Consider the following 20,770-nt stretch of genomic DNA (forward strand, 5'->3'; position numbering starts at 1 on the left):
TCAGGCCGCGCCGCGTTCGCGGAACCAGCCGGCCAGCGCGCTGAAGGCCGCGCGCGCCGCGGCGGCTGCCTCTTCGCGCGCCGCATCGTCGGCCAGCCGCAGCTCGGCTTCCTTGCGGAATGCCAGCCAGTAGCCCGATGCCTGCTCGCCATAGCCCGACAGCCAGCGCGCCGGCCAGGGCGCAAGCCGCGGCTTGAGCGTGCGCGACAGCAGCTGCGAGCCGAGTTGCGCGCCTTCAAGCACATAGGCGGTGCCGATGCGCTGGGCGGCGCTGTCGAGATGCACGGCGGCCGGGGCCCGCGGCAGGCGGGCAATGGCCTCGTCATCGAGGCCGGCCGCGCGCAGGTCTGCTTCCAGCCAGGCGCTCTTGGAGGAGCGCAGCTGCGGCTCCAGGTGCGCGGGCCAGCCGGCCTGCCATAGCCGCGCCTCGAACGGCTGCAGCCAGCCATACATCGCGGCGATGAACGCCAGATAGTCGTCGCGGCCGGCGTCGGGCGCGGCAATCCTCAGGCCGGTCTCGAATGCATCGTGAATATCGCGGGTGGCTTCCCGCAGTGTCTGCATTGCCATGGACATAAGGGCGGCTACTCCAGGTTCTGCACTTGCTCGCGCATCTGCTCGATCAGCAGCTTCAGCGCCATCGCGGCGTCCGACAGCTCCTTGGCCGGCGCCTTGGAGCCCACCGTGTTGGCTTCGCGGTTCAGTTCCTGCATCATGAAGTCCAGCCGCTTGCCGACCTGGCCGCCCTTTTTCAGGATGTGACGGGTCTCCGCCAGGTGCGCGCCCAGGCGGGTCAGCTCCTCGGCGATGTCGATGCGGATGCCGTACATCGTCACTTCCTGGCGTATGCGCTCGGCCGCTTCCTGCTGCGACAGCAGCGGCTGCGCGCCGCTGTCGGCGGTCCGCAGCGCCAGCCCAAGGCTCTCGCGCATGCGCTCGGTGGCCTTCTGCTGGAACTGGGCCACCACCTGCGGCACGATGGGCGTGATGTCGGCGACGATGCGCTCCATGTCGGCCAGGCGGGCCAGCAGCATCGCCTCCAGCGCCGCGCCCTCGCGCTGGCGCGACGCAACGAAGGCGTCCAGCGCCTCCACCGCGGCGGCGCCGATGTCGGCCTGCAAGGTGTCCTGCGACGCGGCGGCGTCCTCCACCATGCCGGGCCAGCGGAGCAGTTCGCCGACCGACAGCGCGGCGGCCTGCGGGAAGCCGGCCTGGATCTGCGCCTGCAGCGCCGCCAGCTGGGCCAGCAGCGCCGTGTTGACCGCGGCGCCGGCGATCGCCGCCTTGCGGCCGAAGCTCAGCCGGCACTCGACCTTGCCGCGCGTCACGCGTCCCATGATGGCTTCGCGCAACGCCGGCTCGGACGAGCGCAAGTCGTCGTTGATGCGGAACTGCAAGTCGAGGAAGCGGGAGTTGACGCTGCGTAACTCGAGCGTCAGGGTGCCGTGCGGTGTCTCGCGGGTGACGACCGCGTAGCCTGTCATGCTGCTGATAGCCAAAATGAAGTCCTCGAATTCTTTACAAAAAGGGGATTTCTACACACAATCCATGCTTGCCGGCGGCGTCGCCGGGCGGCACAGTATAGGATACCGCCGCAACATCGTACGGCAGCGACGCAAGGTCGGCGCAGCACACCAAGGACACAGCAAACACATGGCCGCGCAAAACAATGCCCCGCTACCGGAAGGACTGAACGTAGCCGGGTACCGCATTGTAAAGAAGATAGCGGCCGGGGGCTTCAGCATCGTCTACCTGGCGCAGGATGAGGAAGGCAACCCGGTTGCCATCAAGGAGTACCTGCCCAGCTCGCTGGCGCTGCGCAAGTCCGGCGAACTGGCGCCGCAGGTCGCGCCGGAAAACCTGCCGGTGTTCCGCATCGGGCTCAAGTGCTTCTTCGAGGAAGGCCGGGCGCTGGCCCGCATCAACCATCCGAACGTGGTGTCGGTGCAGAATTTCTTCCGCGCGCACGACACCGTCTACATGGTGATGGCGTACGAGCACGGGCGCTCGCTGCAGGACCATATCCTGCGCCGCCGCGAACGCGGGGAGAAGCCGCTGGTGTCCGAGCGCTTCATCCGCAAGATGTTCAGCCAGGTCATGCAGGGCCTGCGCGAGGTCCATGCGAACAAGCTGCTGCACCTGGATTTGAAGCCGGCCAACATCTACCTGCGCCTGGACGGCACGCCGATCCTGCTCGACTTCGGCGCGGCGCGGCAGACGCTGCGCGCCGACCTGCCCAAGCTGTACCCGATGTACACGCCGGGCTTTGCGCCGCCCGAGCTGTACACCCGCGGCGGCTCGCTCGGGCCGTGGTCGGACATCTACAGCATCGGCGCGTCGATGTTTGCCTGCATGGTCGGCGCGCCGCCGCAGCCGGCCGACCAGCGCCTGAAGAACGACAGGATGGAGCATCACTACGACAAGCTGCACGGCGTGTATTCGCCCGAGCTGATCGAGGTCATACGCTGGTGCCTGCTGACCGACCCGCTGCAGCGGCCGCAAAGCGTGTTCGCGGTGCAGAAGGCGCTGCGCCAGGACCTGCCCGAGCCGGCGCCCGCGCCGGACTTCCTGGCGCGCATGAAACGCCAGCTGCGCGCGATGCTGGGGCAGAAGCGCCAGCCCGACCCCGACACGATCCAGGAAAACACGAGGTAAGCGGCAATGCGATTTTCAATCTACCAGGAAAGCCTGATCGGCGGCCGCAAGGTCAACCAGGACCGCATGGGCTACTGCTATACCCGCGACGCCTTGCTGATGCTGCTGGCCGACGGCATGGGCGGCCATATCCAGGGCGAGGTGGCGGCGACGATCGCGATGCAGACGATGTCGGCGCTGTTCCAGGAAGTGGCGGTGCCGCATGTGAAGAAGCCCGAGCAGTTCCTGGAGGATGGCATGTTCGCCGCGCACCGCGAGATCCACCGCTACCGCGCGGTCAACAACCTGCCCGAGTCGCCGCGCACGACGCTGGTGGCCTGCCTGGTGCAGCACGGGACCGCGCTGTGGGCGCATGTCGGCGACTCCCGGCTCTATTGGATGCGGCGCGGCCAGATCATCGCGCGCACCCGCGACCACTCGCGGGTGGAGGCGCTGATTGCGCAGGGCAGGCTGGACCCGGCCGAGCGCGACACCCACCCGGACCGCAACAAGCTGTTCAACTGCATCGGCGCGCCGACCATCCCGATGATCGACATCGGCCGGCCCTCGCTGCTGCAGCCCGGCGACGTCATCATGATGTGTTCGGACGGCCTGTGGGCGGTGCTGCCCGAACAGGCGCTGGCCGCGGCCATCGGCGGCAGCACCGTGGTCCGGGCGGTGCCCGAGATGGTGAATGCGGCCGCCGCGCTGGCCGGCCGGCACAGCGACAATGTGACCGCGATGGCGATGATGTGGGAAGACGATGGCCAGGCCGGCGCCGGCGACGGCGGCCTGATCACGACCAGCCTGGTGCCGCTGGGTGCGGTGACCACCACCATCCATGCGCCGCGCCATGCCGACCTCGAAGGCGCCGACCAGTTCGACGACAGCGAGATCGAGAAGGCCATTGCCGAGATACGCGACGCCATCGACAAGTCGTCCCGACTGACACACAAGGATTGAAGGATCAACCCATGCAGCAAGAACGTTCGGGCGGCCGCGCCGCCGACCAGCTACGCGACGTGCGCATCACCCGCCAATACACGAAGCATGCGGAAGGCTCGGTGCTGATCGAATGCGGCGACACCCGCGTGCTGTGCACCGCCAGCCTGCAGGACAAGGTGCCGCCGTTCCTGAAAGGGAAGGGGCAGGGCTGGCTGACCGCGGAGTACGGCATGCTGCCGCGCTCGACCCACAGCCGGATGGACCGCGAGGCGGCCAAGGGCAAGCAGTCCGGCCGCACACAGGAGATCCAGCGCCTGATCGGACGCTCGCTGCGGGCCGCATTCGACCTGCGCGCCTTCGGGGAGCGCACGCTGCAGCTGGACTGCGACGTGCTGCAGGCCGACGGCGGCACCCGCACCGCGTCCATTACCGGCGCGATGGTCGCGGCATACGACGCCTTTTCGACGCTGCTCGCCAGCGGCGCGATCAGCGCGATGCCGGTCAGGCATTTCGTGGCGGCGGTGTCGGTCGGCGTCTATCGCGGCCTGCCGCTGCTGGACCTGGACTATGTCGAGGATTCGGGCTGCGACACCGACATGAACGTGGTGATGACCGAGGCGGGTCGCTTCATCGAAGTGCAGGGCACGGCCGAGGGCGAAGCCTTCGACCGCGCGACCATGGACAAGCTGCTCGACCTTGCGCAGGACGGCATCGCGGAGCTGGTGCGCCTGCAGCAGCGCGCGCTGGGCCTGGCCGCATGAGACTTATTCTAGGATGACAGACCGCATGACACGAACCCTGATACTGGCTTCCAACAATGCCGGCAAGCTGCGCGAGTTCGCGTCGCTGCTGGCGCCGCTCGGCTTGAACGTGGAGCCGCAGGGCGCGCACGACGTGCCCGAGGCCGACGAGCCGCACCCGACCTTCGTCGAGAACGCGCTGGAGAAGGCCCGCCATGCGTCCCGGCTCACCGGCCTGCCGGCGCTGGCCGACGACTCCGGCGTCTGCGTCAATGCACTGGGCGGCGCGCCCGGCGTGCTGTCCGCCCGCTATGCGGGCGAGCCGAAGTCGGACCAGCGCAATAATGAAAAGCTGATCGCCGACCTGGCGGCGCATGTGGACAAGTCCGCTTACTACTACTGCGTGCTGGTCTACGTCCGCCATGCGGACGACCCGCAGCCCATCATCGCCGACGCCCGCTGGCATGGCGTGATGCTGGACCGGCCGCGCGGCGAGGGCGGCTTCGGCTACGACCCGTATTTCCTGCTGCCGGAACTCGGCCTGACCGCGGCCGAACTGGCCGCTGCCGACAAGAACCGGCTGTCGCATCGCGGCCAGGCGCTGCGCCTGCTGGTGGAGAAGCTGCGTTGATCCCCATCATCCCCGCCGGCGCGTCGACCGCGCCCACCGCCGCCCGCGCCGCCACCGCCTATCTCGCGCCCGGCGCGCTGAACCTGGCTGCCTTGCCGCCGCTGTCGCTGTACGTGCATTTCCCGTGGTGCGTGCGCAAGTGCCCGTACTGCGACTTCAACTCGCACCAGGCCAGCGGCGAGATGCCGGAGGACGCCTACCTCGACGCGGTGCGCGCCGACCTCGAAAGCGCGCTGCCGCTGGTCTGGGGCCGCAAGATCTTCACGGTATTCATCGGCGGCGGCACGCCCAGCCTGATGTCGGCCCGCGGACTCGACCGGCTGATGTCGGACATCCGCGCGCTGCTGCCGCTGGACGGCGCGGCCGAGATCACGATGGAAGCCAACCCCGGCACCTTCGAGGCCGAGAAGTTTCGTTCCTACCGGGCCTCCGGCATCAACCGCCTGTCCATCGGCATCCAGAGCTTCAACCCGCAGCACCTGAAGGCGCTGGGCCGCATCCACGACGGCGAGCAGGCGCGCCGCGCGATCGAGATTGCACAGGACAGCTTCGACAACTTCAACCTCGACCTGATGTATGCGCTGCCGTCGCAGACCCTGGCCGAAGCCGAAGCCGACCTCGCCACCGCGCTGTCGTTCGCGCCGCCCCACCTGTCGATGTATCACCTGACGATGGAGCCCAACACCGAGTTCGCCAAGTACCCGCCGTCGCTGCCCGACGATGACGCCAGCGCCGAGATGCAGGACATGATCGCCGCACGCACCGCCGCCGCGGGCTTCCGGCATTACGAAGTGTCGGCCTATGCGCAGCCGGGTCGCGAGGCGCGGCACAACCTGAATTACTGGCAGTTCGGAGACTATCTCGGCGTTGGGGCCGGGGCGCATTCGAAGCTGTCGTTTCCGCATCGGGTGATCCGGCAGGCGCGCTACAAGATGCCTGTTGCGTACATGCAGCATGCGATGGCTGGCAATGCGGTGCATCAGGAAAACGAAGTGGGACGGAACGAGCTCGGGTTTGAGTTCATGCTCAATGCGATGCGGTTGACCGCGGGTGTCGAGTCGAGGATGTTTGCGGAGCGGACGGGGATGGGGTTGAATGCGATCGAGCGCCGGCTCGATGCGGCGGAAGCGAAGGGCTTGGTGTATCGGGATCACATGGTGATCAGGCCGACCGAGCTGGGGCAGCGGTTCCTTAATGATCTGCAGGAGATGTTCCTGCCGGATTAGGTGGGGCTTGCCAGCGGGGGATGGAGGATGGGAGCTGGCGGCGTTGGTGTCGCGCGTGTGCCGGTTTTGCTCCGCGCAGCGACAGTTGCGGTTGTTGTTGACGTTAGTCCCGCGCAGCGACCGTTATTGTTGCCTTTGAACTGGCCGTTGCTGCTGCCTTTGAAGTAGCCGTTGCCATTGCTGTTGAAGTGGCCGTTGCAGTGAGTCCCCGTTAGATGGCGACGCGTCGCCAGTGCCTGAAACGGATAAAGAAGCGTCCGCTGTCTGAGCGTAGCGAGTTTCGGACGCTTCCCGTTTCAGGTGCTGGCGGCGCGTGCAGTCCGCGCAGCGGACCGCCATCGTAGGGGTCGCCTTTTTTGCCCCACTTTTTTGGCGAAGCAAAAAAGCGGGTCGGCTGCCGGGCCGAACACCCGGCTACTCCCCACGGCAGTGAAGCCTCAATGTTTCACCCGCCAGCAGACGCAGCATCGGCGCCTTGCGTTGTGGCGCGTGTTCCTGACGTGCAGCCGCCGCAAACTGCAGAAGCGGCTTCGCGACGGTGCGCCGGCGGGCGGGTGAAGCGATACGTGTGCCCTGCCGGACGACCTAGCCGGGAGTCCGTCCCGGCGGCCGGGTCACTTCTTTTGCTTCGCCAAAAGAAGTAACCAAGAAAAGGCGACCCCGGAGATGCCGCCCCGCTGCGCGGGGTGCCCACGCCGCTGGCACCGAAATCGGGAAGCGTCCGAAACTCGCTTCGCTCAGACAGCGGACGCTTCTCTATCCGATTTCGGCACCAGCGACGTGGCGTCATCAACGGGGATTCACTGCAACGGCAACGGCAACTGCCACTTCAACGGCAACTGCCACTTCAACGGCAACTGGACAAGCAACGGCAACGGCAACGGCAACGGCAACTGTCGCTGCGCGGGGCTAACGTCAACAGCAACCGTCGCTACGCGGAACGTCAACGGCAACGACGCGATGCGGCTGAGGCATCCTTCGGAAGCGCTGCGGCGCAGCCTGCTCAAGGCTAACGGAAATGGCGGAAGCCCCCGTGAATCAAGCGCCACGGCATTCGCAACAGCCACCGCTGCCCGCTGCCCGCGACCCCCTGATCCCCTTCACCACGTGTCAACAAACCGCCGCTTCCGCTCCCCCGGCCCAACCGCCGGCGCAGCCTTCAATCCCCTCACAATCCACCCCCGCGTCTCCGCCGGATCGATCACATCATCGATCTCCAGGTACGACGCCATATTCACGGCCTGCCCATTCGCATAAGCCGCCGCGACCATCCCATCGAACGCCTGCTTGCGCGCATCAGGATCGGCGATCGCCTCAAGCTCCTTGCGGTAGCCAAGCCGCACCGACCCCTCGATCCCCATCGCGCCGAATTCAGCCGATGGCCAGGCGATGGTGAAGAACGGCGCGGCGAAGCTGCCTGCGGCCATTGCCTGCGCGCCGAGGCCATAGCCCTTGCGCAGCACGATGGTGTAGAGCGGCACGGTCAGGCTGGCGGCGGTGACGAACATCCGCGACACATGGCGGACCATCGCGGTGGCTTCGGCGTCGGGGCCGACCATGAAGCCGGGCGTGTCGCACAGGGACACGATGGGCAGGCCGAATGCGTCGCAGAGCTGCATGAAGCGCGCCGCCTTGTCCGCGCCGTCGGCGTCGATCGCGCCGCCGAGATGGATGGAGCTGTTGGCGATCAGGCCGACCGGGCGGCCTTCGATGCGTGCCAGCGCGGTGATCATGCCGACGCCGAATTCGCGGCGCAGTTCCAGTACCGAGTCCGTGTCGGCCAGCGTGGCGACCAGTGCGCGGATGTCGTAGGTCCGCAACCGGTTCTCGGGGACCGCATGGCGCAGCAGGCGCTGGTCGGCGCAGTCCCATGCCGCGATGCTGCCCTGAAAATAGGACAGGTACTGCTTGGCCACCCGCACCGCTTCAGCTTCGTCGGCGACCACGACATCGATCACGCCGTTCGGGCTCTGCATCGATACCGGGCCGACTTCCTCGGGACGGTAGACGCCCAGGCCGCCGCCCTCGATCATCGCGGGTCCGCCCATGCCGATGGTCGCGTTCTCGGTGGCGATGATGACGTCGCTGCATCCGAGGAAGGCCGCATTGCCGGCGAAGCAGCGGCCGGAGACGATGCCGACCCGCGGGACCAGCCCGGCCAGCCGCGCATAGGCGGCGAATGACGTGCAGTCCAGGCCCGCGACCAGCAGCGCATCGGTGTCGCCGGGCCGGCCGCCGCCGCCCTCGGTGAAGAACACGACCGGCAGCCGCCATTGCTCGGCGAGATGCAGCATGCGGTCGGTTTTCTTGTGATTCATCATGCCCTGGGTGCCGGCCATCACCGTGTAGTCGTAGGCCATGACCAGGCAGCGCGACGCGTCGTCGCCGAACAGTTCGCCGTTGATGCTGGCGATGCCGGCCACCAGGCCGTCGGCGGGGCTCATGCGGATCAGTTCGTCCATGGGCCGCCGCCGGCGCTGGGCGGCGAGCGCGAGCGCGCCGTATTCGCGCAGGCTGCCGTCGTCGACCAGGTCCGCGAGGTTTTCCCGCGCGGTCCGCTGGCCGGTCTTGCGCCGGCGGGCGATCGCGTCGGGGCGCTGCGCATCGAGGCCGATTGCATGGCGCTCGATCGCTATCTTCAGGTCCGGGCGGACCAGGTCGAGGTCGGGCGCGGCATCCGGCCCGGCTTCGTGATGGGCGGCCTGCGAAGGCGCGATATGGCATAGCGCCGCGCCGGCGGCGGTGACCTGCCCGGGCCGCACGTCGATCCGGCGCACGATGCCGCTGGACGGCGCCAGCACCAGGTGCTCCATCTTCATCGCTTCCAGCACCGCCAGCTGCTGGCCGGCGCGGACCTCGTCGCCGACCTCGACGGCGATGCTGACCACCGAGCCGGCCATCGGCGAGGGCGCCGGCATGGTGCCGGCGGGCGCATGCTGGACCTGCTGCGCGGCGCGGACCGCGGCCTGGTGCGGCGCATGGCGTCGCCGGTGGCTGGTCGCCGGCGACAGCAGCGCCGCCGCATGCTGCTCGACGAAGGCGGTGCTGATGCGGTGCGCGGCCACGTCCGGGTGGCGCAGCAGGCTTTGCAGGAAGTCGAGGTTGCTGTCCACGCCTTCCAGCCTGAACTCGGACAGCGCATCGGCGGCGCGCGCAAGCGCTGCTTCATAGCGCGGCGCCGATGCGATCACCTTGGCCAGCAGCGAGTCAAAGCCGGGGTTGACCGCGTAGCCGGCATAGCCGCAGCCGTCGACCCGCACCCCCGGCCCGGACGGCGGCTCGTAGGCGGCGATCGTGCCGCCGGCCGGCGTCGGGCTGCCGTCGGCCGCCATGGTTTCCAGGTTCACCCGGCACTGCACCGCGTAGCCCCGCGGCGGCGGAATGTCCTGCTGCCGCAGGCCGAGTTCGGCCAGCGTGGCGCCGCCGGCGATCTGGAGCTGCGCCTGCACCAGGTCGATGCCGGTGACCTGCTCGGTCACCGTGTGTTCGACCTGCAGCCGCGGGTTGGCCTCGATGAAGGCGTAGCGGGCATCGTCGCGGCCTTCATCGGCGGCGACCAGGAACTCGATGGTGCCGAGGCCGGCATAGCCGACTTCCCGCGCCATCGCCAGCGCGGCCTCGATCAGGCTGTCCCTGAGACGCGGCGGCAGCGACGGGCTGGGTGCGACCTCGACGATCTTCTGGTTGCGCCGCTGCAGCGTGCATTCCCGTTCCCACGCATGCGCGATGCCGCCGCGGCCATCGCCCAGCACCTGGACCTCGATGTGCCGCGCCGCCGGCATCAGCTGCTCGACATACAGCGCGCCGTCGCCGAACGCGGCGATGGCCTCGGAACGGCAGCGCTGGAACGCGTCGGCCAGGTCCTGCGGCCGCAGCACCGCGCGCATGCCGCGGCCGCCGCCGCCGGCCAGCGCCTTGAGCATCACCGCGCCGCCGGCCCCCAGTCCTTCCATGAAGCCCAGCGCCTCGTCCAGCGTGGTGGCGCGGTCGGTGCCGGCGATGACGGGAACGTCCAGCCGACGGGCGAGCGCGCGGGCCTGTCCCTTGTCGCCGAACAGCCGCAGCACCTGCGGCGACGGGCCGACGAAGACCAGGCCGGCGTCGATGCAGGCGCTGGCGAAGTCCGCGTTCTCGCTCAGGAAGCCATAGCCCGGATGCACGGCGTCGCAGCCGTGCTGGCGGGCCGCTTCCAGCATCGCGCCGATGTCGAGGTAGGCGCGGGCCGCATGCCCGGGAAGCCGGTGCGACTGGTCGGCCTGGCGCACGTGCAGCGCATCGGCGTCGTCGTCCGGATGGACGGCGACGGTGGCGACGCCCAGGCCGGCGGCCGCGCGGGCGATGCGGATGGCGATCTCGCCGCGGTTGGCGATCAGCAGCTTCTTGATGGTCATGGATTGTCCTTGTTGGCGCCGGTCCGGGCGCGTCGCTTCGGCGTCGGCTGGCGAAAGCCGGCGATGTTCATCAGGATGCGGGTGATCTCGTCGGCCATGTCGTCCTGTGCGATCGGGCCGCCGGGCTTGTACCAGGTATACATGAAGCCGACCACGCTGCCGATCGCATGGCTGGTCAGCATCAGGTTGCCGCATTCGATGCTGCCTTCGTCCCGCGCCTGCTGCAGCAGGTCGCGCAGCTCGCGGTGAAACACCCGGGCCATCGCCCGCAGCCGCGCCTGGAAGGGCGCTGCCAGCGCTCCGGTCTCGCGGTAGGCGAAAGTGCCGGCGCGGAAATAGCGGATGTTGGCGACCGCCAAGCGGTGCAGGCCTTCCTGCAGCCTGTCGCCGGCCGGGCGCGCATCGCCGGCGTCGGTGTGCATGGAGGTCAGGCAGGCGACCGACGCACGCCAGCACAGCTGCTCGAAGATGTCGTCCTTGCCGTTGAAGTAGTAGTACAGGTAGGGCTTGGTGACGCCCAGCGCGGCGACGATGTCGGCCACCGTGGTCTGCGCATAGCCGCGCTCGAAGAACAGCGCCTCCGCCGCCGCCAGGATTTCCTCCCGCTTGTTCTCGCGCACGTCGTCGGCCATCGAGCGGCGTGGCTTTCGTGGGAGGCGTGGCGTGCTGCTCGCGGTCATGGCGGCCCTGGCGGCTGAAGTCGGCTGATGATATACCACCCGGTAGATTATTTCTATCGCCGGCCGACGGCGGTCCATGCTCCCGGCGCATGTCGAACAGCACAACCAGCGGTGCTGTTGCGGGCTTGAAAGATAGTGGTATCGGTTAAACTGCCGCCCGTGTATGGCCCCCGGAAAGGCAATAATGTCCGCAGTACCCGCAGTCGACCCGCACGGATTCAAGCGCATTCTCTATCGAAATATCGCACTGCCCCTGGTCGTGGGCGTGATCAGCATCATGGGTTTCGTCGCGCTGATCGCCTACCTGCTGTCGGCGATGCGCTGGGTCGAGCATAGCGACCGCGTGATCGCGGGCGCGCAGTCCGTGATCAAGCTGGCGGTCGACCAGGAAACCGGCATGCGCGGTTTCCTGCTGACCGGCGAGGAGACCTATCTCGAGCCGTACCGGCTCGGGATGCCGCGGATGCAGGCCGAACTGGACAGCCTCACGCGCATGGTCGCCGACAATCCGGCGCAGGTCGAGCGGCTGCGCCTGCTGGCAAGGCTCCATCGCCAGTGGTCCGACTATGCGAACCAGGCGCTGGCGCTGCGTCGCAGCAACGGCAACTGGCTTCCGCTGGTGCAGGGCGGGCGCGGCAAGCAGGAATTCGACCAGCTGCGGCGCGAGTTCAACGGTTTCCTGCAGATCGAGGAAACCATGCGCACCCAGCGCAGCGAGGAGGCGCGCCAGCTCACGGTGACGCTGGTGGTGATCTACCTGGTGCTCAACCTGATGCTGGCCGGCGGCCTTGCCTGGTTCGGCCGGCGCGAGCTGCTGCGGCTGTCGGAAAGCTATAACGCCGCGCTGCAGCGGCAAAACGAGCATGCGGCCTTCCTGGAGCGCCAGGGCTGGCTGCGCAGCGCGCAGAATACGCTGTCCGAGCGCCTCGTCGGCCAGCAGGCGCTGGCGCCGCTGGCGCGCAGCGTGCTGGACTTCCTGGGCGAGCACCTGAACGTCGCCGTGGCCGCGCTGTATGTGCGGGAGCCGGTCAACCTGCTGCGGCGGGTGGCGACCTACGGCTTTGCCAAGGACAGCGAGCGCAGCGAAGCGCTGGTCGAGGCGGGCGAGGGCCTGGTCGGCCAGGCGCTGCTGGCGCGCCGCGTGATCCGGCTGGACAACGTGCCCGACAATTATCTCAAGGTGAGTTCGGGCCTGGGCAGCGGCGCGCCCGTGTCGGTGCTGCTGGCGCCGATCGAGGAAGGCGGCGTCGTCAACGGCGTGCTGGAACTGGGCTTCGCGCGGCAGGTCGACGCCCGCGACCTCGAATTCCTGGAGCTGGTCGGCGACAGCATCGGCGCGGCCATCGAGGCGGCGCAGTACCGGCAGCGGCTGCAGGCGGCGCTTGCCGACACCCAGCAGCTCAACGAGGAACTGCAGGTCCAGCAGGAAGAGCTGCGCACCGCCAACGAAGGACTGGAAGAGCAGGCCCGGCTGCTGCGCGAGTCGCGCGCCAGCCTGGAGAACCAGCAGGCCGAACTGGAGCAGACCAATATGCGGCTGGGCGAGCAGGCGGACTCGCTGGACCAGAAGAATGCAGCCCTGCAGCAGGCGCAGGACGCGCTGGAGGCGCGCGCCGACGACCTGCAGCGGGCCAGCCGCTACAAGTCGGAATTCCTCGCCAACATGTCCCATGAATTGCGCACGCCGCTGAACAGCTCGCTGATCCTGGCCAAGCTGCTGGCGGAGAACAAGCCGGGCAACCTGTCTTCCGAGCAGGTCAAGTTCGCGGAATCGATTTACGCGTCGGGCAACGACCTGCTGGTGCTGATCAACGACATCCTCGACATTTCCAAGGTCGAGGCAGGCCAGCTCGAACTGATGCCGGAAGCCGTCACCGCCGCCGAGCTGGTGTCCAGCCTCGAGCGCACCTTCGAGCCAGTGGCCACGGAAAAGGGCCTGGCATTCAAGGTGCCGCCGTACGACCTCGGGCCGGCGCCCCTCTACACCGACCGCCAGCGCCTCGAGCAGATCCTGAAGAACCTGCTGTCGAATGCGATGAAGTTCACCGAGCGCGGCAGCGTCACGCTGGCCTTGACGGCGTTGCCGGGCGACCGCATCCGGTTTGCCGTCACCGACTCCGGCATCGGCATCGAACCCGGCCAGCTCGACATCATCTTCGATGCGTTCCGCCAGGCCGACGGCGGCACCAGCCGCCGCTACGGCGGCACCGGGCTGGGCCTGTCGATCTCGCGCGAACTGGCGGCGCTGCTGGGCGGCGCCATCGAGGTTGACAGCGCGCCGGGCAAGGGCAGCACCTTCGCGCTGACGCTGCCGCGCCGCATCGAGACGCCGGCGGCGAGGGCCGCTTTGCCGGCGCCGGCGCCGGCACGGCAGCAGCCGCTGCCGGTCGCGCAGGCCGCGCCCGCATCGGCGGCGGCGCCTGCATCGGCCCCGACGCCCGCGAGGACTGCACAGCAGGCTGCCGCGCCGTTCCCGGACGACCGCGGCAACCCGGCGGACCACCGGCGCACGGTGCTCGTGGTCGAGGACGAGCCGGCATTCGCCGGCATCCTGTACGACCTCGCGCGCGAACTCGGCTACCGCTGCCTGGTGGCGCAGGGCGCCGACGAGGGCCTGCAGCTCGCCCGCGACTTCCTGCCCAGCGCGGTGCTGCTCGACATGCGCCTGCCGGACCGGCCCGGCCTGTCGCTGCTGCAGGACCTGAAGGAAAACCCGCGCACCCGCCACATACCGGTCCATATCGTGTCTTCCGAAGACCGCAGCGACGCGGCGCTGCACATGGGCGCGATCGGCCATGCGCAGAAGCCGGCGTCGCGCGACGCGCTGGAAGAGGTATTCCGGCGGCTGGAAGAGCGCACCACCAAGAAGATGAAGCGCATCCTGCTGGTGGAGGACGACGCCCGCCAGCGCGACAGCGTGACGCACCTGATCGCCGACGAGGATGTCGACATCGTCGCCGTGGCGACCGGCGCGGAAGCGCTGGCGCGGCTGGCGGACGCCGGCGCGAGCGCCGCCTTCGACTGCATGATCATCGACCTGAAGCTGCCCGACATGCAGGGCAAGGACCTGCTGCGCCGCATGGCCGAACAGGGCCTGCAGCCGTTCCCGCCCGTGATCGTCTATACCGGCCGCAACCTGACGCGCGAGGAGGAGGCCGACCTGATGAAGTATTCGCGCTCCATCATCATCAAGGGCGCGCGTTCCCCCGAGCGCCTGCTCGACGAAGTCACGCTGTTCCTGCACAAGGTCGAGGCCGAGCTGTCGGACGACCGCAAGGCCATGCTCAAGACGGCGCGCAGCCGGGACCACGTGTTCCAGGGCCGCCGCGTGCTGCTGGTCGATGACGACGTGCGCAATATCTTCGCCCTCACCAGCGCGCTCGAACAGAAGGGCCTGGCGGTTACGGTGGCCCGCAACGGGCTCGAGGCGATCGAGCGGCTCGACGAGACGCCCGACATCGACCTGGTGCTGATGGACGTGATGATGCCGGTGATGGACGGCCTGGAAGCGACGCGCCGGATACGCGCCGACGGCCGCTTCCAGAAGCTGCCCATCATCGCGGTCACCGCAAAGGCGATGCGCGACGACCATGACCAGTGCCTGAAGGCCGGCGCCAGCGACTACCTGGCCAAGCCGGTGGACCTCGAGCGGCTGTTCGCGCTGCTGCGGGTCTGGCTGCCCACGCTGGAGCGGCTGCCTGCATGAAGCCCGACGCCACCGACATCGAGCTGAAGCTGCTGGCCGAAGCCATTTTCCTGCGCTACGGGCATGATTTCCGCGACTATTCGCTGGCGTCGCAGAAGCGCCGGGTGCTGCACGCGCTGTCGCAGTTCGACTGCCCGACCATCTCGGCGCTGCAGTCGCGCGTGCTGCACGATCCGGAAGCATTCCACCAGCTGCTGCAATTCCTGACCATCCCGGTTAGCGAGATGTTCCGTGACCCGTCCTACTTCCTGGCGCTGCGGCGGGAAGCCGCGCCGCTGCTGCAGACCTACCCGTCGATCAAGGTCTGGGTGGCCGGCTGCAGCACCGGCGAGGAAGTGTATTCGCTGGCGATCCTGCTGCACGAGGAAGGCCTGCTGGAGCGCACGCTGATCTATGCGACCGACATCAACCCGGCCTCGCTGGACAAGGCGCGCCGGGGCATTTTCCCGTTGAGCGCGATGGAGCGTTATGCGGCCAGCTACGAGAAGTCGGGCGGCAAGCGGCAGCTGTCCGACTACTACACCAGCGCCTACGAGTCGGCGCTGATGGACCGTTTCCTGTCGGCCAATGTCACCTTCGCCGACCATAGCCTTGCGACCGACACCGTGTTTTCGGAAACCCACCTGGTGTCCTGCCGGAACGTGCTGATCTACTTCAACCGCAAGCTGCAGGACAGGGCGCTGAAGCTGTTCCACGATTCGCTCTGCAACCGCGGCTTCCTTGGTCTCGGGTCCAAGGAAAGCATGGACTTCTCGGCCTGCAGCGACAGCTTCGAAACGGTGGACAGGCGCGAGCGCCTGTACCGCAAGCGATGACGGGGCGGCCATGAACGAACGAGGAAGCATTGCAGCCGGCCGCCAGATCGACGCGGTGGTGATAGGCGGTTCGGCCGGCGGGCTGGACGCGATGCTGCGCATCCTGTCCGGCCTTCCCGGCACGTTCCGGCTGCCGCTGATCGCGCTGCTGCACCTGCCCAACAACGGCGACAGCAAGCTGGTCGATGTCTTCGGCGCGCGGCTGGCGATCCCGGTCGAGGAAGCGGCGGACAAGGCGCGGATCGCGCCGGGACGGCTATACTTCGCGCCCGGCGGCTATCATCTGCTGGTCGAGCAGGATTTTTCGTTCGCGCTCAGTTGCGAGGCGCCGGTGCATTACTCGCGGCCCTCGATCGACGTGCTGATGGAGTCCGCCGCCGACGCCTGGGGCCCGCGGCTGGCCGGCATCCTGCTGACCGGGGCCAACGATGACGGCGCGGAAGGACTCGCGCGCATCGGCGAGCGCGGCGGGCTGACGGTGGCGCAGGACCCCGACGAAGCCGCCATACCCACGATGCCGCGCGCGGCCATCAAGCGCCGCGCGCCCGACCTGGTGCTGCCGCTGGATAGCATCCGCGACTTGCTCCTCGAATTGAACAGGCATTGAACACCATGGCAAGCAGCGTCAATATTCTGATCGTCGACGATCTTCCCGAAAACCTGATCGCGCTGGAGGCGCTGATCCGGCGCGACCACCTGACCGTGCATGCGGCCAGCTCCGGCGACGACGCGCTTTCGCTGCTGCTGGAGCATGATTTCGCGCTGGCGCTGCTGGACGTGCAGATGCCGGGCATGAACGGCTTCGAACTGGCCGAGCTGATGCGCGGCACCGAGCGCACCCGGCGCATCCCCATCGTGTTCGTCAGCGCCGCCGGCCGCGAACTGAACCATGCGTTCAGGGGCTACGAGGCGGGCGCGGTCGATTTCCTGCACAAGCCGCTGGACGCGTACGCGGTCAACAGCAAGGTCGCGGTGTTCGTCGACATGTACCGCCAGCGCAGCGAGATGCGGCGGCAGGTCGAGGCGCTGGAACTGGCGCGGCGCGAGCAGCAGGCGCTGCTGGAGCGTCTCAATGCCGCGCAGCAGGAGCTGGAGCATGCGGTGAAGATGCGCGACGACTTCATGTCCATCGTCGCCCACGAGCTGCGCACGCCGCTCAACACGCTGTTCCTGGAGTCGCAGCTGCGGCGCATGCAGCTCGACCGCGGCAACATGGCGGCCTTCGACCCGGCGCGGCTGGACGCGATGTTTGCCCGCGACGACCGCCAGATCCGCAACATGGTGCGGCTGATCGAGGACATGATGGATGTCTCGCGCATCCGCAGCGGCACGCTGTCGGTGCGGCCGGTGAAGATCGAGCTGTCGCTGCTGCTGCAGCGGGTGGTCGACGACCTGGCGCAGCAGGCGGCGGCGGTCGGCAGCACGATCACGCTGCAGGCGCCCGAGCCGGTCGACGGCTGGTGGGACGAGTTCCGGATCGAGCAGGTGGCGGTCAACCTGCTGACCAACGCGCTGCGCTACGGCAGCGGCAAGCCGGTGGAGGTGAGCCTGTCGCCGGCGCCGGACGGCGCGCACATCGAGGTGCGCGACCATGGCATCGGCATCTCGCAGGAAGACCAGAAGCGCATCTTCCGCCAGTTCGAGCGCGCCGGCGGCGGCCGCTCGGCGGACGGGCTGGGACTCGGGCTGTTCATCACGCAGCAGCTGGTCGAGGCGCACGGCGGCAGCATCAAGGTCTACAGCGAACCCGGCAACGGCTCGGTGTTCATCCTGCACCTGCCGCACGCGGCAGCCCCGGCATAGGAAGCGCAGGGCAGGCTGCCTTGCCTGCTGCGGTCTGGCTGGCGAACCCATTTTCCACAGCGCCCAGCCCGGCGGAAATGCCATCCGTTGCATTTAATTGCATCGAGGAAATTATTTCTGGCGTCGATATGAAACAATCGCTAGAATCAATAAATTCGTTCAAATTAAAAGAAAGAGCAGCCATGACCACTCTCGCGTCCCTGCGCGTCAATGCGGAAGAGTATTGCACCACCCGCGACGCGGCAGGCGTGCTCGGGGTCTCGCTGCGGACGATACAGGTCTGGGTCGAGAGCGGCGCCCTGCAGGCCTGGAAGACGCCCGGCGGACATCGCCGGATCACCGTGAAGTCGCTGGAAAAAATGGCCGTCGAACGGTCGAGCGCGCTGGGCATCGCGCCATCGCCGGCGCCTGCCGCCGCCGCAAGCCCTTACTGCGTGATGGTGGTGGATGACGATCCGACCATGCTGCGCCTGTATGAGCTGGAGATCGCCGGCTGGGATTTGCCGGTCCAGCTGACAACCGCCGCCAACGGGATGGATGCGCTGATCAAGATCGGCAAGCACCGGCCCGACCTGCTGATCACGGACCTGACGATGCCGGAAATCGACGGCTTTGGCATGATCAGGCGGCTGCGCGCGAACGAGGACTGCGCCGGCATGCCGGTCATCGTGGTCAGCGGCCTGGACGAGAGCGCGCTGAAGGCCGGCGGCCTCGCACCCGACATCCCTTTCTTCCCCAAACCTGTGCCATTCGAAGCGCTGTTCGACGCGGTCAAGCGCAGCCTGAACGCATAGAACCGCCGCGCAGTTCAACCTCGGCCTGACGGACAGGCCGCAGGGCGGGGCGGCCGCCTGCCGCCCGTCTTTCTTTTCTCCCAATCACGAATGATCTGAAGCACGGTCCCGTCAAACGCGGGACGCTGCCCGTTCACGGGCCGAGGCAATGGCCGGGTTCCCGGCCGCCTGGCACCAACCGCCGGCCGTGCAGCGCATCCATGCGCTCCGGAACCAACCGGATTGCCGCACCGCGCATGCACCTGATCGCATCCCGGTCTGCCGGACCGCTCGTCTTTCCTTCCTCCTGTCCCCAGTCGCCGACACCGCTTTAGCGTATTTCCAACAGTGGGCAATTGTTTCTGCTCAGTAATAAAGATGTTTCTATACAGAAATTATAAAAGTGATAGAATGCAACAAAATGAAAGAAATGATACTTCCAGCAAAATGATGCTTCCATCGAAATGACACCGATGATCAAAATGTCCGTTGCAGTTCTGGCTTCCGCCATCCTCTTCACCGCCGCGCCCTGGTTCGCCCACGCCGCAACCGGCCCCGAAGTCGTCGTCGACCTGCAGGTGCAAAAAGTCGTGCGCCAGAAGGACGGCGCCGAGACCATGGTCGATGGCCAGGCCGGGCCGGGGGACACCCTGGAATACCGGGCGACCTATACCAACCGCGGCGCCGCGCCCGCCCGCGGCGTGCTGGCGACGCTGCCGGTGCCGCCGGACGGCATGGAATATGTCGATGCGTCCGCCGCGCCGGCCAAGGTGCTGGCCAGCCTGGATGGCAAGCAGTTCGCGCCTGCGCCGCTGCAGCGCGTGGTCGTCCTGCCCGACGGCAGCCGCAAGTCCGAAGCGGTGCCCGCATCCGAATACCGCTTCCTGCGCTGGAACCTGGGCGACCTCGACGCCGGCAAAAGCGTCGTCGTCCGCTCCCGCATGCGCCTGATCGGCGCTCCCCGTTAATCGTCACAAGCACACACGATGAAATACGCTCGATTTTCCCGTCACTCCCCTGCAGCAGGCTGCCGCCGCCTTCGCCTTTCGCGCCTTTCCCGACTGGCGCTGGCCGCGCTGGCCCTGCTGGGCGCCGCTTCCGCCCATGCGCTCACCGCGGCCGGCGCGTCGATCTCGAACCAGGCCACCGCGACCTATACCGACGCGGCGTCGACCGCGCGCACGGTCAGTTCCAATACCGTGGTCACGGTGGTGCAGCAGGTCGGCAGCCTGACGATGTCGGTGAATGGCGCGAAGAATGCCGCGCCGGGCGCCCAGGTCAGCTATCCGCACACCATCACCAATACCGGCAACGGCCCTGACAGCTTCCTGCTCAGCGCCACCAACAGCGGCGCCTTCGCCCATGCCGGCGTGCTGTTCTATGCCGACGCCAACGGCGACGGCGTGGCCGACAATGCGACGCCCATCGTCGCCACGGACAGCATCGCGGCCGGCGCGACCTACAAGTTCGTCGCCGTGGCCACGGTGCCGGCCAACGCGCCGGCCAATGCGGCCAACAGCATCGTCGTGACCGCGGCCAGCGTCTACGCGCCCGGCTCGACCGCGACCAATACCGACACCACCACGGCCAGCGCAGTGTCGACGGTCGACATCACCGGCAATGCGCCGGGCGCCGGCGCACCCGGCGCGGGCGCCGGCCCGGAAGTCACGCCGACCATCACCAACGCGGTTAACCCGGGCGGCACCACCCGCTACACGCTGTACCTGAACAATGGCGGCAACGCGCCCGACACCTTCAACCTGCAGGCCAGCACCGACGGCAGCTTCGGCGCGACCACGCTGCCGCCGGGCTGGACCGTGGTCTTCAAGGACGCGGCCGGTTCCGTCATCACCAGCAGCACGGTGCCGGCCGGCGGCAACAGCCTGGTGTATGCGGATGTCACGCCGCCCGGCGGCGCCGTGGCGGCGGCGAGCGACCTGTATTTCCGCGCCGCCGGCACGACATCGGGCGCAAGCGACCGGCTGCACGTGGCGGCGGTCGTGCTGCCGGCCGCGGGCCAGGTCGCACTGGTCAAGTCGCAGGCGCTCGACGCCAACTGCGACGGCATCGCCGACACGCCGTTCGTACTGGTCAACATCACCGTCGGCGCCGTGCCGGGCGCCTGCATCCGCTACCAGATCGCCGCGAGCAATGTCAGCGGCAGCAACGTGACGGCGCTGGTGATCACCGATCCGACGCCCGGCAGCACGACCTACCATGCGGCCCGCGCGGCCAGCGTGACGCTGGGCACCGTCACCGCGCCGGCCGGCGGCAGCGCCGGCAATGTGCAGGCAACCGTGGGCACGCTGGCGCCGGCGCAGTCCGCGGTGCTCGAGTTCGGCGTCCGGATCAATCCATAACGCCGCCCCTTCCTTCCCTCCCGTCCCTGGCGCTGCACCGGACCCCGGCGCAGCGCGGGGCTCGCC

General features: G+C 68.1%; 17 protein-coding genes. 12 read left to right on the top strand and 5 right to left on the bottom strand.

Annotated features, from left to right (window positions below; genetic code table 11):
- Together QOL82_RS08525 and QOL82_RS08530 are read right to left on the bottom strand one after the other, a co-directional pair.
- Window positions 1-570 carry a biliverdin-producing heme oxygenase gene (locus tag QOL82_RS08525; RefSeq protein WP_283441822.1) on the bottom strand — a complete coding sequence of 190 codons (570 nt, stop codon included), beginning with the start codon at window positions 568-570 and terminating at the stop codon, window positions 1-3.
- Window positions 571-584: 14 nt separating this feature from the next.
- Window positions 585-1,499, bottom strand: a complete 915-nt coding sequence (locus QOL82_RS08530) for a YicC/YloC family endoribonuclease (RefSeq protein ID WP_283441823.1) — start codon at window positions 1,497-1,499, stop codon at window positions 585-587.
- Window positions 1,500-1,653: 154 nt separating this feature from the next.
- Between QOL82_RS08530 and QOL82_RS08535 the strand changes: the two genes are divergently transcribed.
- From QOL82_RS08535 to hemW, 5 genes are read left to right on the top strand one after another with little or no spacing between them, the layout of a single operon-like run.
- Window positions 1,654-2,655: a serine/threonine protein kinase gene (locus QOL82_RS08535; protein ID WP_283441824.1), complete on the top strand. Its 1,002-nt coding sequence runs from the start codon at window positions 1,654-1,656 to the stop codon at window positions 2,653-2,655.
- 6 nt (window positions 2,656-2,661) lie between these two features.
- Entirely contained in the window at window positions 2,662-3,597 is a 936-nt protein-coding gene (locus QOL82_RS08540) for a PP2C family protein-serine/threonine phosphatase (protein WP_283441825.1), read from the top strand.
- 11 nt (window positions 3,598-3,608) lie between these two features.
- A complete protein-coding gene (gene rph / locus QOL82_RS08545) occupies window positions 3,609-4,340 on the top strand; it encodes a ribonuclease PH (RefSeq protein WP_283441826.1) in 732 nt (243 codons plus the stop codon).
- Between the two features lie 25 nt (window positions 4,341-4,365).
- On the top strand, window positions 4,366-4,950 hold the full coding sequence (rdgB, locus tag QOL82_RS08550) for an RdgB/HAM1 family non-canonical purine NTP pyrophosphatase (protein ID WP_283441827.1): 585 nt from the start codon (window positions 4,366-4,368) through the stop codon (window positions 4,948-4,950).
- The gene (gene hemW / locus QOL82_RS08555) at window positions 4,947-6,176 is read left to right on the top strand and encodes a radical SAM family heme chaperone HemW (protein ID WP_283441828.1); all 1,230 of its coding nucleotides are present in this window, start codon (window positions 4,947-4,949) and stop codon (window positions 6,174-6,176) included. The genes rdgB and hemW overlap by 4 nt, the downstream gene beginning before the upstream one ends.
- 1,100 nt (window positions 6,177-7,276) lie before the next feature.
- Here hemW and QOL82_RS08560 read toward each other — a convergent pair.
- Together QOL82_RS08560 and QOL82_RS08565 are read right to left on the bottom strand one after the other, a co-directional pair.
- On the bottom strand, window positions 7,277-10,567 hold the full coding sequence (locus tag QOL82_RS08560; protein WP_283441829.1) for an acetyl-CoA carboxylase family protein: 3,291 nt from the start codon (window positions 10,565-10,567) through the stop codon (window positions 7,277-7,279).
- Complete coding sequence (locus tag QOL82_RS08565; protein WP_283441830.1) at window positions 10,564-11,247, bottom strand: TetR/AcrR family transcriptional regulator; 684 nt, start codon at window positions 11,245-11,247, stop codon at window positions 10,564-10,566. The genes QOL82_RS08560 and QOL82_RS08565 overlap by 4 nt, the downstream gene beginning before the upstream one ends.
- Window positions 11,248-11,431: 184 nt before the next feature.
- On the opposite strand from QOL82_RS08565, the gene QOL82_RS08570 reads away from it, so the two are divergent.
- From QOL82_RS08570 to QOL82_RS08585, 4 genes are read left to right on the top strand one after another with little or no spacing between them, the layout of a single operon-like run.
- The gene (locus QOL82_RS08570; protein WP_283441831.1) at window positions 11,432-14,953 is read left to right on the top strand and encodes a response regulator; all 3,522 of its coding nucleotides are present in this window, start codon (window positions 11,432-11,434) and stop codon (window positions 14,951-14,953) included.
- Window positions 14,950-15,768: a CheR family methyltransferase gene (locus tag QOL82_RS08575; protein ID WP_283441832.1), complete on the top strand. Its 819-nt coding sequence runs from the start codon at window positions 14,950-14,952 to the stop codon at window positions 15,766-15,768. The genes QOL82_RS08570 and QOL82_RS08575 overlap by 4 nt, the downstream gene beginning before the upstream one ends.
- A 10-nt stretch (window positions 15,769-15,778) precedes the next feature.
- Window positions 15,779-16,375, top strand: coding sequence for a chemotaxis protein CheB (locus tag QOL82_RS08580; protein WP_283441833.1), 597 nt, complete (start codon window positions 15,779-15,781; stop codon window positions 16,373-16,375).
- Between the two features lie 5 nt (window positions 16,376-16,380).
- Window positions 16,381-17,571: a hybrid sensor histidine kinase/response regulator gene (locus QOL82_RS08585; protein ID WP_283441834.1), complete on the top strand. Its 1,191-nt coding sequence runs from the start codon at window positions 16,381-16,383 to the stop codon at window positions 17,569-17,571.
- On the opposite strand, the gene QOL82_RS08590 is transcribed toward QOL82_RS08585, so the two are convergent.
- On the bottom strand, window positions 17,534-17,755 hold the full coding sequence (locus tag QOL82_RS08590) for a hypothetical protein (protein WP_283441835.1): 222 nt from the start codon (window positions 17,753-17,755) through the stop codon (window positions 17,534-17,536). The genes QOL82_RS08585 and QOL82_RS08590 overlap by 38 nt on opposite strands.
- Between QOL82_RS08590 and QOL82_RS08595 the strand changes: the two genes are divergently transcribed.
- The 3 genes from QOL82_RS08595 (at window position 17,754) to QOL82_RS08605 (ending at window position 20,704) form a co-directional block, all read left to right on the top strand.
- Complete coding sequence (locus tag QOL82_RS08595) at window positions 17,754-18,365, top strand: response regulator (protein ID WP_283441836.1); 612 nt, start codon at window positions 17,754-17,756, stop codon at window positions 18,363-18,365. The two genes, QOL82_RS08590 and QOL82_RS08595, sit on opposite strands and share 2 nt — an antisense overlap.
- Before the next feature lie 461 nt (window positions 18,366-18,826).
- On the top strand, window positions 18,827-19,312 hold the full coding sequence (locus QOL82_RS08600) for a hypothetical protein (protein WP_283441837.1): 486 nt from the start codon (window positions 18,827-18,829) through the stop codon (window positions 19,310-19,312).
- Window positions 19,313-19,330: 18 nt separating this feature from the next.
- Window positions 19,331-20,704: a hypothetical protein gene (locus QOL82_RS08605; RefSeq protein WP_283441838.1), complete on the top strand. Its 1,374-nt coding sequence runs from the start codon at window positions 19,331-19,333 to the stop codon at window positions 20,702-20,704.
- Window positions 20,705-20,770 lie beyond the last annotated feature (66 nt).

This window comes from Noviherbaspirillum suwonense (assembly GCF_900182955.1).
GTDB classification, from domain to species: Bacteria; Pseudomonadota; Gammaproteobacteria; order Burkholderiales; family Burkholderiaceae_D; genus Noviherbaspirillum_A; species Noviherbaspirillum_A suwonense.

Excerpts from the sequence above, each read along its gene's own strand:
- QOL82_RS08575 (WP_283441832.1), top strand. The coding sequence starts at position 14,950 with ATGAAGCCCGACGCCACCGACATCGAGCTGAAGCTGCTGGCCGAAGCC.
- QOL82_RS08565 (WP_283441830.1), bottom strand. The coding sequence starts at position 11,247 with ATGACCGCGAGCAGCACGCCACGCCTCCCACGAAAGCCACGCCGCTCG.
- QOL82_RS08605 (WP_283441838.1), top strand. The coding sequence starts at position 19,331 with ATGAAATACGCTCGATTTTCCCGTCACTCCCCTGCAGCAGGCTGCCGC.
- QOL82_RS08590 (WP_283441835.1), bottom strand. The coding sequence starts at position 17,755 with ATGGCTGCTCTTTCTTTTAATTTGAACGAATTTATTGATTCTAGCGAT.
- QOL82_RS08585 (WP_283441834.1), top strand. The coding sequence starts at position 16,381 with ATGGCAAGCAGCGTCAATATTCTGATCGTCGACGATCTTCCCGAAAAC.
- rph (WP_283441826.1), top strand. The coding sequence starts at position 3,609 with ATGCAGCAAGAACGTTCGGGCGGCCGCGCCGCCGACCAGCTACGCGAC.
- QOL82_RS08560 (WP_283441829.1), bottom strand. The coding sequence starts at position 10,567 with ATGACCATCAAGAAGCTGCTGATCGCCAACCGCGGCGAGATCGCCATC.
- QOL82_RS08570 (WP_283441831.1), top strand. The coding sequence starts at position 11,432 with ATGTCCGCAGTACCCGCAGTCGACCCGCACGGATTCAAGCGCATTCTC.
- QOL82_RS08535 (WP_283441824.1), top strand. The coding sequence starts at position 1,654 with ATGGCCGCGCAAAACAATGCCCCGCTACCGGAAGGACTGAACGTAGCC.
- QOL82_RS08600 (WP_283441837.1), top strand. The coding sequence starts at position 18,827 with ATGTCCGTTGCAGTTCTGGCTTCCGCCATCCTCTTCACCGCCGCGCCC.
- rdgB (WP_283441827.1), top strand. The coding sequence starts at position 4,366 with ATGACACGAACCCTGATACTGGCTTCCAACAATGCCGGCAAGCTGCGC.
- QOL82_RS08525 (WP_283441822.1), bottom strand. The coding sequence starts at position 570 with ATGGCAATGCAGACACTGCGGGAAGCCACCCGCGATATTCACGATGCA.
- QOL82_RS08540 (WP_283441825.1), top strand. The coding sequence starts at position 2,662 with ATGCGATTTTCAATCTACCAGGAAAGCCTGATCGGCGGCCGCAAGGTC.
- QOL82_RS08580 (WP_283441833.1), top strand. The coding sequence starts at position 15,779 with ATGAACGAACGAGGAAGCATTGCAGCCGGCCGCCAGATCGACGCGGTG.
- QOL82_RS08595 (WP_283441836.1), top strand. The coding sequence starts at position 17,754 with ATGACCACTCTCGCGTCCCTGCGCGTCAATGCGGAAGAGTATTGCACC.